Source organism: Pseudoalteromonas sp. SG45-1, assembly GCF_014164135.1.
GTDB classification, from domain to species: Bacteria; Pseudomonadota; Gammaproteobacteria; order Enterobacterales; family Alteromonadaceae; genus Pseudoalteromonas; species Pseudoalteromonas distincta.
Window position 1 is genome coordinate 19,417 of sequence record NZ_JACJEP010000026.1, and the last position, 14,522, is coordinate 33,938.

General features: G+C 39.7%; 12 protein-coding genes. 7 read left to right on the forward strand and 5 right to left on the reverse strand.

The window, feature by feature from the left end; genetic code table 11:
- Positions 1–115: 115 nt before the first annotated feature.
- The 5 genes from mnmE to rpmH form a co-directional block, all read right to left on the reverse strand.
- Entirely contained in the window at positions 116–1,480 is a 1,365-nt protein-coding gene (mnmE, locus tag H5117_RS17155) for a tRNA uridine-5-carboxymethylaminomethyl(34) synthesis GTPase MnmE (RefSeq protein WP_182738745.1), read from the reverse strand.
- A gap of 134 nt (positions 1,481–1,614) precedes the next feature.
- A complete protein-coding gene (gene yidC, locus H5117_RS17160; RefSeq protein ID WP_024597181.1) occupies positions 1,615–3,252 on the reverse strand; it encodes a membrane protein insertase YidC in 1,638 nt (545 codons plus the stop codon).
- An 8-nt stretch (positions 3,253–3,260) separates the two neighbouring features.
- Positions 3,261–3,536, reverse strand: a complete 276-nt coding sequence (gene yidD, locus H5117_RS17165) for a membrane protein insertion efficiency factor YidD (RefSeq protein WP_004335219.1) — start codon at positions 3,534–3,536, stop codon at positions 3,261–3,263.
- 129 nt (positions 3,537–3,665) lie between these two features.
- The gene (gene rnpA, locus H5117_RS17170) at positions 3,666–4,088 is read right to left on the reverse strand and encodes a ribonuclease P protein component (protein WP_004335217.1); all 423 of its coding nucleotides are present in this window, start codon (positions 4,086–4,088) and stop codon (positions 3,666–3,668) included.
- A gap of 7 nt (positions 4,089–4,095) precedes the next feature.
- Complete coding sequence (gene rpmH, locus H5117_RS17175) at positions 4,096–4,230, reverse strand: 50S ribosomal protein L34 (RefSeq protein WP_004335215.1); 135 nt, start codon at positions 4,228–4,230, stop codon at positions 4,096–4,098.
- Positions 4,231–4,748: 518 nt separating this feature from the next.
- On the opposite strand from rpmH, the gene dnaA reads away from it, so the two are divergent.
- The 7 genes from dnaA (at position 4,749) to H5117_RS17210 (ending at position 14,435) form a co-directional block, all read left to right on the forward strand.
- Positions 4,749–6,131, forward strand: coding sequence for a chromosomal replication initiator protein DnaA (gene dnaA / locus H5117_RS17180; RefSeq protein WP_004335207.1), 1,383 nt, complete (start codon positions 4,749–4,751; stop codon positions 6,129–6,131).
- A 13-nt stretch (positions 6,132–6,144) separates the two neighbouring features.
- Positions 6,145–7,248, forward strand: a complete 1,104-nt coding sequence (gene dnaN / locus H5117_RS17185; protein ID WP_004335206.1) for a DNA polymerase III subunit beta — start codon at positions 6,145–6,147, stop codon at positions 7,246–7,248.
- Positions 7,249–7,263: 15 nt separating this feature from the next.
- Positions 7,264–8,358, forward strand: coding sequence for a DNA replication/repair protein RecF (recF, locus tag H5117_RS17190; RefSeq protein ID WP_182725190.1), 1,095 nt, complete (start codon positions 7,264–7,266; stop codon positions 8,356–8,358).
- A gap of 12 nt (positions 8,359–8,370) precedes the next feature.
- Complete coding sequence (gene gyrB / locus H5117_RS17195; RefSeq protein ID WP_182738746.1) at positions 8,371–10,797, forward strand: DNA topoisomerase (ATP-hydrolyzing) subunit B; 2,427 nt, start codon at positions 8,371–8,373, stop codon at positions 10,795–10,797.
- Between the two features lie 140 nt (positions 10,798–10,937).
- A complete protein-coding gene (gene glyQ, locus H5117_RS17200; RefSeq protein ID WP_004335201.1) occupies positions 10,938–11,840 on the forward strand; it encodes a glycine--tRNA ligase subunit alpha in 903 nt (300 codons plus the stop codon).
- 1 nt (position 11,841) lies between these two features.
- Positions 11,842–13,911, forward strand: coding sequence for a glycine--tRNA ligase subunit beta (gene glyS / locus H5117_RS17205; protein ID WP_182738747.1), 2,070 nt, complete (start codon positions 11,842–11,844; stop codon positions 13,909–13,911).
- Positions 13,912–13,985: 74 nt separating this feature from the next.
- On the forward strand, positions 13,986–14,435 hold the full coding sequence (locus tag H5117_RS17210) for a hypothetical protein (protein ID WP_004335197.1): 450 nt from the start codon (positions 13,986–13,988) through the stop codon (positions 14,433–14,435).
- Positions 14,436–14,522: the final 87 nt, after the last annotated feature.

A 14,522-nucleotide genomic window follows, 5' to 3' on the forward strand; every position in this document is an offset into this window, starting at 1 on the left:
TATTGGCAGAACTGGCTGGGATTGACGGTATAAATACATATTTTATAGTGAATATTTTACATAAAAAAGAGCACCTAAGTGCTCTTATAATAAACATATATCTGTAATAAGGTGCTTATTTACCAATACAAAATGAGCTAAATATCTTGCCAAGTAAGTCGTCTGAGGTAAATTCACCGGTTATTTCGTTTAAATACTGCTGTGTTAAACGTAGTTCTTCAGCTAATATTTCACCAGCAATGTGCATTTCTAATTGTGTTTTACCTGTTTCTAAATGATACGCAGCACTCTCTAGTGCATCCAAATGACGACGGCGCGCCATAAAGCCACCCTCTGTTGCGCCTTGAAAGCCTATACAGGCTTTTAAATGCTCGCGAACAAGTTCAATACCGTCAGCATTTTTAGCACTTAAGCTGATGACCGGGTATTGTTGCTCTTGCTCCATTCCGACTATATCACCCGATAAATCAGCTTTATTTCTGATGACCGTAACCCCCATACCTTCTGGTAATTTGGCCATAAATTCAGGCCAAATTTTATGCGGGTCAGTATCTATAGTGTCAGTGCCATCAAGCATAAATAAAACGCGATCGGCTTGGTTTATTTCATCCCACGCCCGTTCAATACCTATTTGTTCTACGCGGTCAGGGCTCTCTCGTAGGCCTGCGGTATCTATAATATGCAGTGGCATACCATCTATATGTATATGCTCTCGTAGTACGTCGCGAGTGGTACCGGCTATTTCTGTTACGATTGCAGCTTCACGACCGGCTAGGGCGTTTAGTAGGCTTGATTTACCGGCATTTGGGCGACCAGCAATAACAACACGCATACCTTCGCGCATGATGCTGCCTTGCTTGGCTTGGTTGGTTACAGTGTTAAGCTGAGTAATAATAGCGTCTAAGTCGCCTGATACCTTACCGTCTGATAAAAAATCAATTTCTTCATCTGGAAAATCTATTGCCGCTTCTACATACATACGTAAGTGAATTACTTTTTCTACAAGCGTTTCTATGTGTTTAGAAAATTCACCTTGGAGAGACTGTAGGGCGCTTTTGGCAGCTTGTTCGCTCGTAGCATTAATTAAGTCGGCGATGGCCTCTGCTTGTGTTAAATCAAGCTTGTCATTCATAAATGCGCGTTCAGAAAACTCACCAGGCTTTGCTAAACGAACGCCCTCTAGTTTACTAATTTCTTTAAGTAACATATCCAACACTACAGGACCGCCGTGGCCTTGTAGTTCAAGTACGTCTTCGCCTGTAAATGAGTTAGGACCTGCAAAGTAAATGGCAATACCTTGATCAAGTTGCTCGCCAGCTAGGCTTTTAAATGGCACGTAATCGGCGTAGCGAACTTTAGGAATTTTACCTACTACTTTTTCGGCGACACTTTTAGCAAGGCTGCCTGAAACGCGAATAATACCAACACCACCACGTCCTGGGGCAGTTGCTTGTGCTGCAATTGTATCTTGATTGATCATGCTATTAATTTGCCAACGATAAGTAACTTTATGGCGGTATTGTAACCTATGAAATAAACACTCGCGAATACTCTGGTGAAAAACAGGCAATAAAAAAGGCGACCGAAGTCGCCTTTATATAAGTAGGAGCTTAGTTAGCCTCTTACTTTAATTCCTTTCTTTTCCATGCCACGGTAGATGATTAACATCTGGACAATAGAAATAAGGTTAGACACTAACCAGTAAAGAACTAAACCCGATGGGAACCATAAGAAGAATACAGAGAAGATAACCGGCATAAAGGTCATCATTTTTTGCTGCATTGGATCAGTTACCGTCATAGGCTGTAGTTTTTGCGTCACAAACATACTCGCACCAAATAAGATTGGTAATACGTAGTACGGGTCTTGTGCAGAAAGGTCTGTTAACCAAAAAATAAATTCAGCATGGCGAAGTTCAGTTGACTCTAAGAATACGTAGAACAAGGCTAAGAAAATTGGCATTTGTAGCAAAATAGGGAAACAGCCACCCATTGGGTTAACTTTTTCTTTTTTGTACATTTCCATAGTTGCTTGGCCGAACTTTTGACGGTCGTCACCAAACTTTTCTTTAAGAGCTGCCATTTTAGGCTGTAGGGCACGCATTTTTGCCATTGAAGTGTATTGCGCTTTAGTAAGTGGGTACATTAACGATTTAACGATAATAGTGATGGCAATAATTGCTACACCCCAGTTACCTAAAATGCTATGTAGCCATTTTAGCAATACAAATAAAGGTTGCGAAATAAACCATAACCAACCGTAATCTACAGTTAAGTCTAAGTCTGGGTGAATTGCTTCAAGAATATCTGACTCTTTCGGGCCCATATAATAAGTAGCAGTTAGTGTTTGCTCACTACCAGCTTGAATATTTACAGCGGGATCTTTAGCACCAATAATAGCGGCATTACTTTTTGTAATTAAGCTATAAATTGTATTTGTTTGATCCTGCATTGGAACCCAAGCACTTACAAAGTAATGTTGTATAAATGCAACATAACCACCTTGCGTGTTTTTGTTTAGGTTTTTATCAGCCATATCTGAAAAACTATACTTTTCGTATGGTTCTTCGTCAGTACCGTATGCAGCACCTAAATAGTTTTGATCAACCATGCTACCTTTTTCTTGTACGGTACGCTTAATTTGCGTGTATAGCTGTACTTGAAGAGGTGCGCTGGTAGTGTTGTTGATTTTGTATTCTAAGCCTACGTCATACTGACCTTTTTTGAATACGTATGTTTTAGTAAAACTAACACCATTACTATCAGTAAACTGAAGTGGAACGCGAAGCTCATCACCCGTTAAGGTATATGATTTTTGTTCGGTACTATAAGTAGGGCGACCGTTAGCTGATGCGTCAGGGCCATTTAAGCCAATTAAGCCACTTTGTGAAAAGTATTGTTTGCCACTATCAAGCTGACCAAGAAGCATATAAGGTGTTTCACTTCCTTTAGTTTCTTCGTATTGAAGAAGGTCTGTTTCAACAATGTCACCGCCTTTGGTGTCAATTTTAACTTTAAAAACGTCAGTTGTGATTTCAATAACTGAACGTTTAGCTAAAGTTGCTGAAGCGGGTAAACCAGAATCTGACGATGAAGGAATATAATCATCCGACTCAGGTGAATTTGCTTGTAGTGTTTGTGTTGTGGCACTTGGATCGGCTTTAGGCTTGTTGTAATCATTATCCCATTCTTGGAACAATAAAAACGACACTAGCATTAGGCCAATTAATAAAAACGTGCGTTGCGATTCCATAACAGCTCTTATTTCTCGTGTTGGTGGTTAATATGGGTTAATTTTTCAGGTACGGGATCGTCTCCACCTGAATGTAAAGGATGGCATTTTAATATGCGTTTTAAAGCTAACCAACTACCTTTTATAAATCCATGCAAATTAATTGCTTGAATTGCATAATGTGAGCAGCTTGGATTAAAACGACAATGCGGACCTAACAGCGGGCTAATCCACTTTTGATAACCGCGGATAAATAACACTAAACAAATCTTAGGAAAAGCAACAAGTGGTTTAATTAACCTCATGATGTTTATGCCCCTACTTAAGTTTAGTGAGATAGATATCATGTATTTAAAGACTCAATTAGAAATTTTAAATGCATGATTAAAAGGTGAGCTAAAGATACATTAATTAACCCTGCAATTCTATTGCAATTAGGTTTGTTTATTAGATTTAGCTGATTTGTTTGGGCGTTTCTTAAAAGGTGGCGGTTTAGGTGCACCTGGTTTACAGCGTTCGTTAATTTTTCGCCATAATTTAGTAAGTTGTTTGGTTAATTCTTCATTAGACTGTTCATCAATACCACTTTTCACCATAAGCACAATATCAATATTATCGATGCTGTGTTGATTTAAACGAAAACTTTCGCGAGCGAGACGTTTAATACGGTTTCGTTGGCATGCCTTTTTTACGCGTTTTTTAGCAACAGTAAGACCTAACCGAGGTTTTTCTTGGTCATTTGGTTTAGCTAATAGAGTAAAGAAAGGAGTTGCAGCCCGAGCGGGTTCATTAAATATGCGAGAGTAATGCGAGGGAGTTAACAGACGTAACTCCCTGCCAAAGCTAAAGTCTTCCACTTATAAATTAAGCAGAAAGAACTTTGCGGCCTTTAGCGCGGCGACGTGCTAATACTTTACGGCCATTTACAGTTGCCATGCGAGCACGGAAGCCGTGTGCACGTTTGCGTTTTAAAACGCTAGGTTGAAAAGTTCTTTTCATAACAATCTCATCCGATCGGTTAAAGTTAAAACATCCTATACAGGTCGCGATCCTGGCATAGGTGCCATTGCGAGCGCGAGATATTATAGAGTAAGTAACGTAAAGTCAATCATAATTACGTTCGCAGTATAGAGCCTACTTATGGTTCATAAAGAGATCATGTAGAGCGATCTGATAGGATCATCATAAATAAGAAGTTTTCCACAGCCCCTGTATAAAAAGTGAATAAAAGCGGGGGAAAAGAAAATTGGATCGTAAATTTGGTTCGCGATCTTGGTGTTATTTTGTTATGATCTCCTCTTCGGATCTAAAATAAAAACTGTTTTAAATCAGGTTGTTAATGATTTTATACATCGATATCAACAATTTTATAAAAATCAATCTTTTACTTGTGGATAAAGTGCCTTCATAATACGCGGTCTTGGGTCGCTTATTGGACCATTTGAACGCAATAAATGTATGATTTATAATCATTAATGATGTGCGGGAATAAAAATTATATCTCTGGGAGTTTAACTGTGTATCTGTCGGTTTGGCAAAGTTGTTTATATGTATTGCAAGATGAGCTGCCTTCGCAGCAATTCAGTATGTGGGTAAGACCACTACAAGCAGAAAGTACCGAAGATACCTTGACGATTTATGCACCTAATCGCTTTGTGCTTGATTGGGTAAGAGAAAAGTACCTAAATAGAATTAACGAATTATTAGTAGAAATTTGTGGTGTTGAAGCACCAAAGCTACGTTTTGATGTAGGTAGTAAGCCTTTATTAAATGCACAAGCTGCACCGGTTATTGAAACGCAATCAGCACCACAAGCTTCTACAAAACAACAGCCTCGTGAGCAAAAGCCTGTTGTTGAACCTGCACCTAAGTCAGGTTACAAATCTAACATTAAAGAAAACTATACCTTTGACAGCTTTGTTGAGGGTAAGTCAAACCAATTAGCAAAAGCAGCGGCCACTCAAGTTGCCGATAATCCTGGCTCTGCTTTTAACCCTGTATTTATTTATGGTGGTACTGGTTTAGGTAAAACTCACTTATTACATGCTGTAGGTAACGGCATTATGGCAAACAAGCCAGATGCTAAAATTGTTTACATGCATTCAGAACGCTTTGTTCAAGATATGGTAAAGGCACTGCAAAATAATGCGATAGAAGAATTTAAGCGTTATTACCGCAGTGTTGACGCATTAATGATTGATGATATTCAATTTTTTGCTAATAAAGAGCGTTCACAAGAAGAGTTTTTTCATACCTTTAATGCATTGCTTGAAGGCAACCAACAAATTATTTTAACCTCTGACCGTTATCCAAAAGAGATTGAAGGGGTCGAAGACCGTCTTAAATCACGTTTTGGTTGGGGATTAACAATCGCGATTGAGCCACCAGAGCTTGAAACTCGCGTTGCTATTTTGATGAAAAAAGCACAGCAAAGTAAGATTAACTTACCACATGAAGTTGCCTTTTTTATTGCCAAAAAATTACGTTCAAATGTACGTGAACTAGAAGGCGCACTTAACCGTGTAATTGCTAATGCTAATTTTACAGGTCGTCCAATTTCGATTGATTTTGTAAAAGAAGCACTACGCGATTTACTTGCCTTGCAAGATAAGCTGGTTACGATAGATAATATTCAGCGCACCGTTGCTGAGTACTACCGAATTCGAGTGTCAGATCTATTGTCTAAGCGCCGCAGCCGCTCTATAGCAAGGCCACGCCAAGTTGCCATGGCATTATCTAAAGAATTAACTAATCACAGCTTACCTGAGATTGGTGACGCATTTGGTGGACGCGATCATACGACCGTATTACACGCATGTCGTAAGATAAAATCACTACGTGACGAAAGCCACGAAATTAAAGAAGATTACCAAAACTTAATAAGAACATTGTCATCTTAGGGCTGACTTTATTATGCAAATAACAATATCAAGACAACAATTTTTAAAGCCATTGGTGCAAGTGTCGGGTGCAATAGAGCGCAAACACACGCTACCAATCTTATCTAACGTTTTGTTAGTGGTAGAAAACGGACAACTTTCAATGACGGGTACTGACCTTGAAATTGAATTAGTTTCTGGCGTATTTGTAGGTGATGATATTGCCGATACAAAACTAACGTTACCCGCTAAAAAGTTACTCGATATTTGTAAAAGTCTACCAGACGGTTCAGACATTACTTTAAGCTTGCAAGAGCACCAATTACTTTTAACCAGTGGTAAAAGCCGTTTTTCATTAACGACTTTATCAGCTGATGATTTTCCTAATTTAGAGCAGTGGGATGGTGAGGTTGAATTTCAACTAACTCGTTTAGAGCTTCGTAAGTTACTTGAAAGCACGCATTTTTCGATGGCGAATCAAGACGTACGTTATTACTTAAACGGTATGTCGTTTGAAGTAGATAATACAGACATAAAAACAGTAGCAACAGATGGTCACCGTTTAGCTATTGCACAAAAGCAATTAACGCAATCGCTTAACACTCAACGTCAATTAATTATACCTCGCAAAGGTGTGCAAGAAATTATGCGCCTTATGGTAGCTGACGACGAATTGGTAACAATTCAGTTTGGTGCTAACCATATCCGTATTATTGATATTGAGTTTACATTTACAAGTAAGCTAGTTGATGGACGCTTTCCTGATTACCGTCGTGTATTACCACGTGGTGGCGACAAAGTAATTACAGCTAACCGAGAATGGTTACGAAATGCGTTTCAACGAGTGTCTATTTTATCGAATGAAAAATTTCGTGGTGTACGCTTAAACCTATCAAACGGTTTATTAAAAATTACTGCCAATAACCCAGAGCAAGAACAAGCTGAAGAAGTTGTTGAAGTAAGTTACGAAGGCGCGGACCTAGAAATAGGATTCAACGTGTCTTACGTATTAGATGTACTAAACACATTAAAAACAGAAGACGTACTATTTACATTAGCCGACTCAAACAGCAGTGCATTAATTGAAGGTGCAGGCGATGAAGAAGCAATGTACGTTGTTATGCCTATGCGTTTATAAGACTATAAATACATAATGAGCTTAAGTCATTTGAGCCTCAAATATTTTCGTAATATTGAGGCGCTGACGCTAGAACCAGTCAACGGCGTTAATATAATTTATGGTGAAAATGGCAGCGGAAAAACCAGCCTTTTAGAGGCTATATATTACCTTTCTCATGGCAAATCTTTTCGTACTCCAAAACACAAAAGTATTATTACGCACCAGCAAGAGCAATTTGTAATTCACGGTCGTAAAACAATACACGATTTATCAATTCCAATTGGTATTAGTAAAACGCAAACGGGTGAGACCAATTTAAAAATTCAAGGTAAGGCGAGCCGTAAGATATCAGAACTCGCTCAACTTATGCCTGTACAAGTTATTACACCAGAGAGTTATTCTTTGTTTTTTGGTGGACCTAAAGAGCGCAGAAAGTTTTTAGATTTAGGTTTGTTCCACGTGGAACATGAGTTCTTTTTTTTGTGGCAATCATTTAATAAAGTACTTAAACAACGTAATGCATTATTAAAAACTAAGCCCAAGAATTATTTTGACCAAATTAAGTTTTGGGACAAAGAATTTGTTAGACTGGCTGAAGAAATAAATAAATTAAGATTGGCGTATATAAGTAGGTTTAAGCAGCAATTTTTTGATAAAATGTGTGCAGAATTGACGCTTGTACGTGATTTAGAAATGACCTTTAGCGCAGGCTGGAAAGAGACTGAATCTCTTGCAGATGCGTTAGAGCAAAACTTTGAGCGAGATGCTCGCCAAGGGTTTACAAGTAAAGGCCCTCATAAGGCCGATTTTAGTTTTAGTGTCGCTGGCAACAGTGTGGAGAATACATTCTCACGCGGTCAATTGAAGCTATTATTGTATGCGTTGAAAGTTACGCAAAATAGCTTAATTGAGTCAGAGACAGATAAGCAATCTATATTGCTAATAGATGATCTACCTTCAGAATTAGGCGAAGATACAAAAGAGAAAGTGGGACAATTACTTGCTCACTGTAGTTCTCAAATTTTTATCTCTTCAATTTTATCTGAAAGTATTTCTGCTGTGGTGGAACCCATGCAACGAGAACTACAAATGTTCCACGTGAAACATGGCAACCTAATAACAAGATAAGTGGGATTAACCATGTCTGAGAATTATGACTCGTCGAGTATTAAAGTACTTAAAGGATTAGACGCAGTAAGAAAGCGTCCTGGAATGTATATTGGGGACACCGATGATGGCACAGGCTTACACCACATGGTGTTTGAGGTCGTTGATAACTCGATCGATGAAGCCTTAGCAGGTCATTGTGATGATATTTATGTAACGATTCACTTAGACGGTTCTGTCTCAGTTCGAGATAACGGTCGTGGTATCCCAACTTCTATCCATGAAGAAGAAGGCGTATCTGCAGCCGAAGTTATTATGACGGTACTTCATGCCGGTGGTAAGTTTGATGATAACTCTTATAAAGTATCAGGTGGCTTACACGGTGTTGGTGTTTCTGTTGTAAATGCACTTTCAGAAAAACTAAAACTGACTGTTCGTCGTGAAGGAAAGCTTCATGAGCAGTTTTATACTATGGGTGTTCCAGATGCACCTTTAGCAGTAATTGGTGACTCAGAAACAACTGGTACAGAATTACGTTTTTGGCCAAGCGCTGAAACATTCACAAATTTAGATTTTCATTACGACATTTTAGCTAAGCGTTTACGCGAACTTTCATTCCTAAACTCAGGTGTGAGCATCATCTTAAATGATGAGCGTGAAGAAAATAAATCTGACCACTTTAAATATGAAGGCGGTATTCAAGCTTTCGTAGAATACTTAAACCGTAATAAAACACCTATACATAAAGGTGTGTTCCATTTTACTCACGAACGTGAAGAAGATGGTATTAGTGTTGAAGTATCAATGCAGTGGAATGATGCATACCAAGAAAACATTTACTGTTTCACAAATAATATTCCACAACGTGATGGTGGTACTCACTTAGCCGGTTTTAGATCAGCGCTAACACGTACACTTAATAACTACATGGAAAAAGAAGGCTTTAACAAAAAAGCTAAAACAACCAGCAATGCTACCGGTGATGATGCCCGTGAAGGCTTAACGGCTGTTGTTAGTGTTAAAGTTCCTGATCCTAAGTTCTCATCACAAACTAAAGACAAGCTAGTATCAAGTGAAGTTAAATCTGCGGTTGAACAAGCAATGGCTGAAAAATTCACTGAGTTTTTACTAGAAAACCCAACTGATGCCAAAATTGTTGTAGGTAAGATTATTGATGCCTCACGTGCTCGTGAAGCGGCGCGTAAAGCCCGTGAAATGACACGACGTAAAGGTGCAATGGACTTAGCAGGCTTACCAGGTAAGCTAGCTGATTGCCAAGAAAAAGACCCAGCCCAATCTGAACTATATATAGTGGAAGGGGACTCTGCTGGCGGATCAGCCAAGCAGGGACGTAACCGTAAAAACCAAGCTATTCTTCCGCTTAAAGGGAAAATATTAAACGTAGAAAAAGCACGTTTTGATAAAATGTTATCTTCGCAAGAAGTAGCAACACTAATTACTGCATTAGGGTGTGGTATTGGTCGTGACGAATATAACCCTGAGAAATTACGTTATCACCGTATCATCATCATGACCGATGCGGACGTGGATGGTTCTCACATTCGTACGTTACTACTAACATTCTTCTATCGTCAAATGCCTGAAATTGTAGAACGCGGTTATATTTATATTGCTCAACCACCACTTTATAAAGTGAAAAAGGGTAAGCAAGAGCGTTATATTAAAGATGATCCTGCATTAGTAGAATACTTAACGTCGCTTGCGCTTAATAATGCTGCTTTATATCCAAGTGCAGATGCTCCTGCGCTAGAAGGTGAAGCGCTAGAGAAAGTCGTTCACGATTACCAAAATACAGTTAAAGTTATTGAGCGTTTAAAGCGTAAATACCCTAACACGGTAATGGAGCGCTTAATCTACCAAACAGAGTTGAAAACTGATGACCTTTCTGACGAAGCTAAAGTAATTGCTTGGACAAAAGAGTTAGTTGATGACCTGATTGCACGTGATGAAGATGCAACTATTTTCCATGCGGGTACAGAGTTTGACGCTGAGCGTAATATGTATTACCCGGTTGTGAATATTCGTCAGCACGGTGTTGATAAAGCACATGTACTTCATTATGACTTTATTGCATCACGTGACTACCAACGCATTGCTGTGACTGGTACTAACATTGCAAACATCCTAAAAGAAGGTGCTTATATTCAACGTGGTGAGAAAACAAAACCTGTTGATAACTTTGTGGATGCTTTGGAATGGTTGATCACAGAATCTAAGCGCGGGATCTACATTCAACGCTATAAAGGACTGGGTGAAATGAACCCAAGCCAGCTTTGGGAAACAACAATGGATCCTAGTGCTCGTCGTATGTTACAAGTAACGATTGAAGATGCTGTTGGCGCGGATCAATTATTTGCCACCTTAATGGGTGATCAAGTAGAGCCTCGTAGAGAGTTTATCGAAACTAACGCTCTACGCGTAGTTAATCTAGACGTGTAAAAATATTACTTACACCGAAAAAGGAGCCTAATGGCTCCTTTTTTATTTTTTCAATTACACAAACTGCTTAAAACCTGAGTGTACACACGGTATACTAAGGGTAATTTTCACGCTACTTCTTAGATAGTAAAAAGCCAAATATGCAAAAATATGACGTAAAAACCTTTCAAGGTTTGATCCTGGCTTTACAGGATTATTGGGCGCAGCAAGGCTGTGTCATTATTCAACCACTTGATATGGAAGTGGGCGCCGGGACATTTCACCCGCAAACATTTTTAAAGTCTATTGGTCCAGAGCCAATGTCGAGCGCGTACGTTCAGCCGTGTCGTCGTCCTACGGATGGCCGCTATGGTGAAAACCCAAATCGCCTACAACATTACTACCAATTCCAAGTAGTTTTAAAGCCATCGCCAGATAACATCCAAGAGCTTTACTTAGGCTCATTAGCGGCAATGGGTATTGATACCCTTACTCACGAAGTTCGCTTTGTAGAAGATAACTGGGAATCACCTACGCTAGGCGCATGGGGCTTGGGATGGGAAATTTGGTTAAACGGCATGGAAGTAACGCAGTTTACCTACTTTCAACAAGTGGGTGGCTTAGAGTGCTCACCAGTAACAGGCGAAATTACTTACGGCCTAGAGCGTTTAGCAATGTACATTCAAGGCGTAGATAGCATTTACGACCTAGTATGGGCAGACGGTCCACTAGGGCGCGTAACATACGGCGACGTGTTCCATCAAAATGAAGTAGAGCAATCTACTTATAATTTTGAACATGCAAACGTAGAAGACTTATTTGCACAGTTTGATAAGTGTGAAGCAGAAAGCCAAAAGTTAATTGAAGCTAACTTACCACTACCTGCATACGAGCAAGTAATGAAAGCATCGCACGCATTTAACTTACTAGACGCACGCCACGCAATTTCGGTAACCGAACGTCAGCGTTATATTTTACGCGTTCGTGCGTTATCAAAAGCGTGTGCACAAAGTTACTATGACAAACGTGAAGCGCTTGGTTTCCCGCTGTGTAAGGATAAGTAAAATGTCAGCACAAAATTTATTAGTAGAAATTGGCACTGAAGAGTTACCACCAAAAGCATTGCGTAAATTAGCAGAAGCCTTTGCTGCAAACTTAACTCAAGAGCTAGAAACATTAGAATTAGCACACCAAGGCGTAAGCTGGTATGCATCGCCTCGTCGTTTGGGTTTACAAGTAAAAGCGCTTGAAGCTAAACAACAAGACAAAGAAGTTGAAAAGCGTGGCCCAGCAACAAAGGCAGCGTTTGACAGCGAAGGTAACCCAACAAAAGCAGCAATGGGTTGGGCACGTGGTTGTGGTATTGAAGTAAAAGACGCACAAACACTTGAAACCGATAAAGGCGCTTGGTTATTGCACATTGCTAAAGTAGCAGGGCAAGAAACCAAAGCGTTAATGACAAGTGCAATTACTAAAGCGCTAGCTAAATTACCAATCCCTAAACCAATGCGTTGGGGCGCGAATAAAACACAATTTATTCGCCCTGTGCATACAGTAACTATTTTATTTGGTGATGAGTTACTTGAAGGCGAAATTCTTGGTAAGCAAATAACTAACCAGCTTCAGGGTCATCGTTTTCATCACCCAGAAAAAATTAGCATTAACCATGCAGATGACGTTTTTGACGTACTTAAATCTGCTTACGTTATTGCTGATTACGAGCAACGTAAAGCGCAAATTCGAGCACAAATAGAAGAGGCTGCAAGCGCAGTTAACGCTGTTGTTGCAATGGATGAAGATTTACTAGAAGAAGTAACATCACTTGTAGAGTGGCCAGTTACTTTAACGGCAACATTTGAAGAAGCATTTTTAGATGTACCAGCCGAAGCGTTAATTTACACCATGAAAGACGATCAAAAATATTTCCCGTTATTAGATCAAAACGGCAAACTTTTAAATAAGTTTTTGTTTGTATCTAACATCGAAAGTAAAGATCCAAGTGTGGTTATCTCTGGTAACGAAAAAGTAGTGCGCCCGCGTTTAGCCGATGCACAGTTCTTCTTTGAAACAGATAAAAAGAAAACCCTAGAAAGCCGATTAGAGTCGCTTGATAGCGTATTGTTCCAAAAGCAACTTGGTACGCTTAAAGATAAGTCTGAGCGCATTAGTGAACTTGCAGGTTATATTGCTGAGCAATTAGGTGCTGATAAAGACCTAGCACAGCGTGCAGGCTTATTAAGTAAAACTGACCTAATGACTGAAATGGTTATGGAATTTACCGACGTGCAAGGTGTAATGGGAATGCATTACGCTCGCCACGATGGTGAAGCCGAAGATGTAGCCGTAGCGCAAAACGAGCAGTACATGCCACGCTTTGCAGGGGATAACTTACCAACAAACTTAATTAGCTGCGCAGTAGCGATTGCTGATAAGTTTGACACGCTGGTGGGTATTTTTGGTATAGGCCAAGCACCTAAAGGTGACAAAGACCCATTTGCTCTTCGTCGTGCTGCTATTGGTGCACTGCGCATCATGGTAGAAAAAGAACTACCACTTGATATTTTAGACCTAGTAGCTAAATCGCAAACATTGTTTGGCGACAAGTTAACTAACTTAAATGTATCAACTGACGTATTTGAGTTTATGCTAGGGCGCTTCCGTGCTTGGTATCAAGACGAAGGTATTGAAGTAGACGTAATTCAAGCAGTGCTTGCACGTCGTCCGACTAAACCTGTTGATTTTGACCGCCGTGTTAAAGCCGTAAGCCACTTCCGTACATTAGACGCAGCAGAAGCGCTTGCAGCAGCTAATAAGCGTGTAGGTAACATTCTGGCTAAAAACGACATTACCAGCCAAGGTAGTGTTGATGAGAGCTTATTAAGCGACGACGCCGAAAAAGTATTGGCATCACAAGTAGCAAAATTTGCCACTGACCTTGCACCACTTTACGCAGATGGAAACTACCAAGAAGCATTAAGCCAATTGGCGGGTATTCGTGAAAGTGTTGATAACTTTTTTGACAACGTAATGGTTATGGCCGACGATGAAGCTGTTAAGCAAAATCGTCTTGCGCTATTAAGCCAGTTAAGCGGATTGTTTTTAGGTATTGCAGATATTTCTGTTTTACAAAAATAACACCGATTAGCAATTTTAAAAGCCAGCGTTTTGCTGGCTTTTTAGTTTTCACTGTATGCAAAGGATACCCATTGATGATTTCTATGAAACGAATTTTAACCTTAGCAATTGCTGGTTTACTTACTGCCTGTACAAGCCAAATTTCGATTAACGATGTATTGCCACAGCAAGAGCTTGACCGCACAATTTACTTACGTGGCGACTTTACACTGTGGGATGCAGAGCCCCAGTATCAGTTTGCGCCAGTTGGCCCTGCGCTTTATCAAGCGCAAGTGAAATTTTCGACGCCTGGTAAAGTGTACGAATTTAAAATAGCTGATGCCGATTTTAGTGAAGGCTACAACTGTGGTTACAGCGATGCACAACCAGCAGGGCAAAAACTAACACTCGGCCAGCCAGCTATCGCAGACTGTAATACTATTTATAACTACTTTAGTTTCACACCAGCAATAAAAGGCACGTACATAGTAAGTATTGATTACAGTGACTACGATAAGCCACAAGTGACGATAACGAAGAAGTGATTTTTAGCTATTTAATAGCCCTAGTGGGTTGATGGATTTGTGACAAGGACGTTGTAGGATTTATTCAGCATTAACACCAAGGGGGTT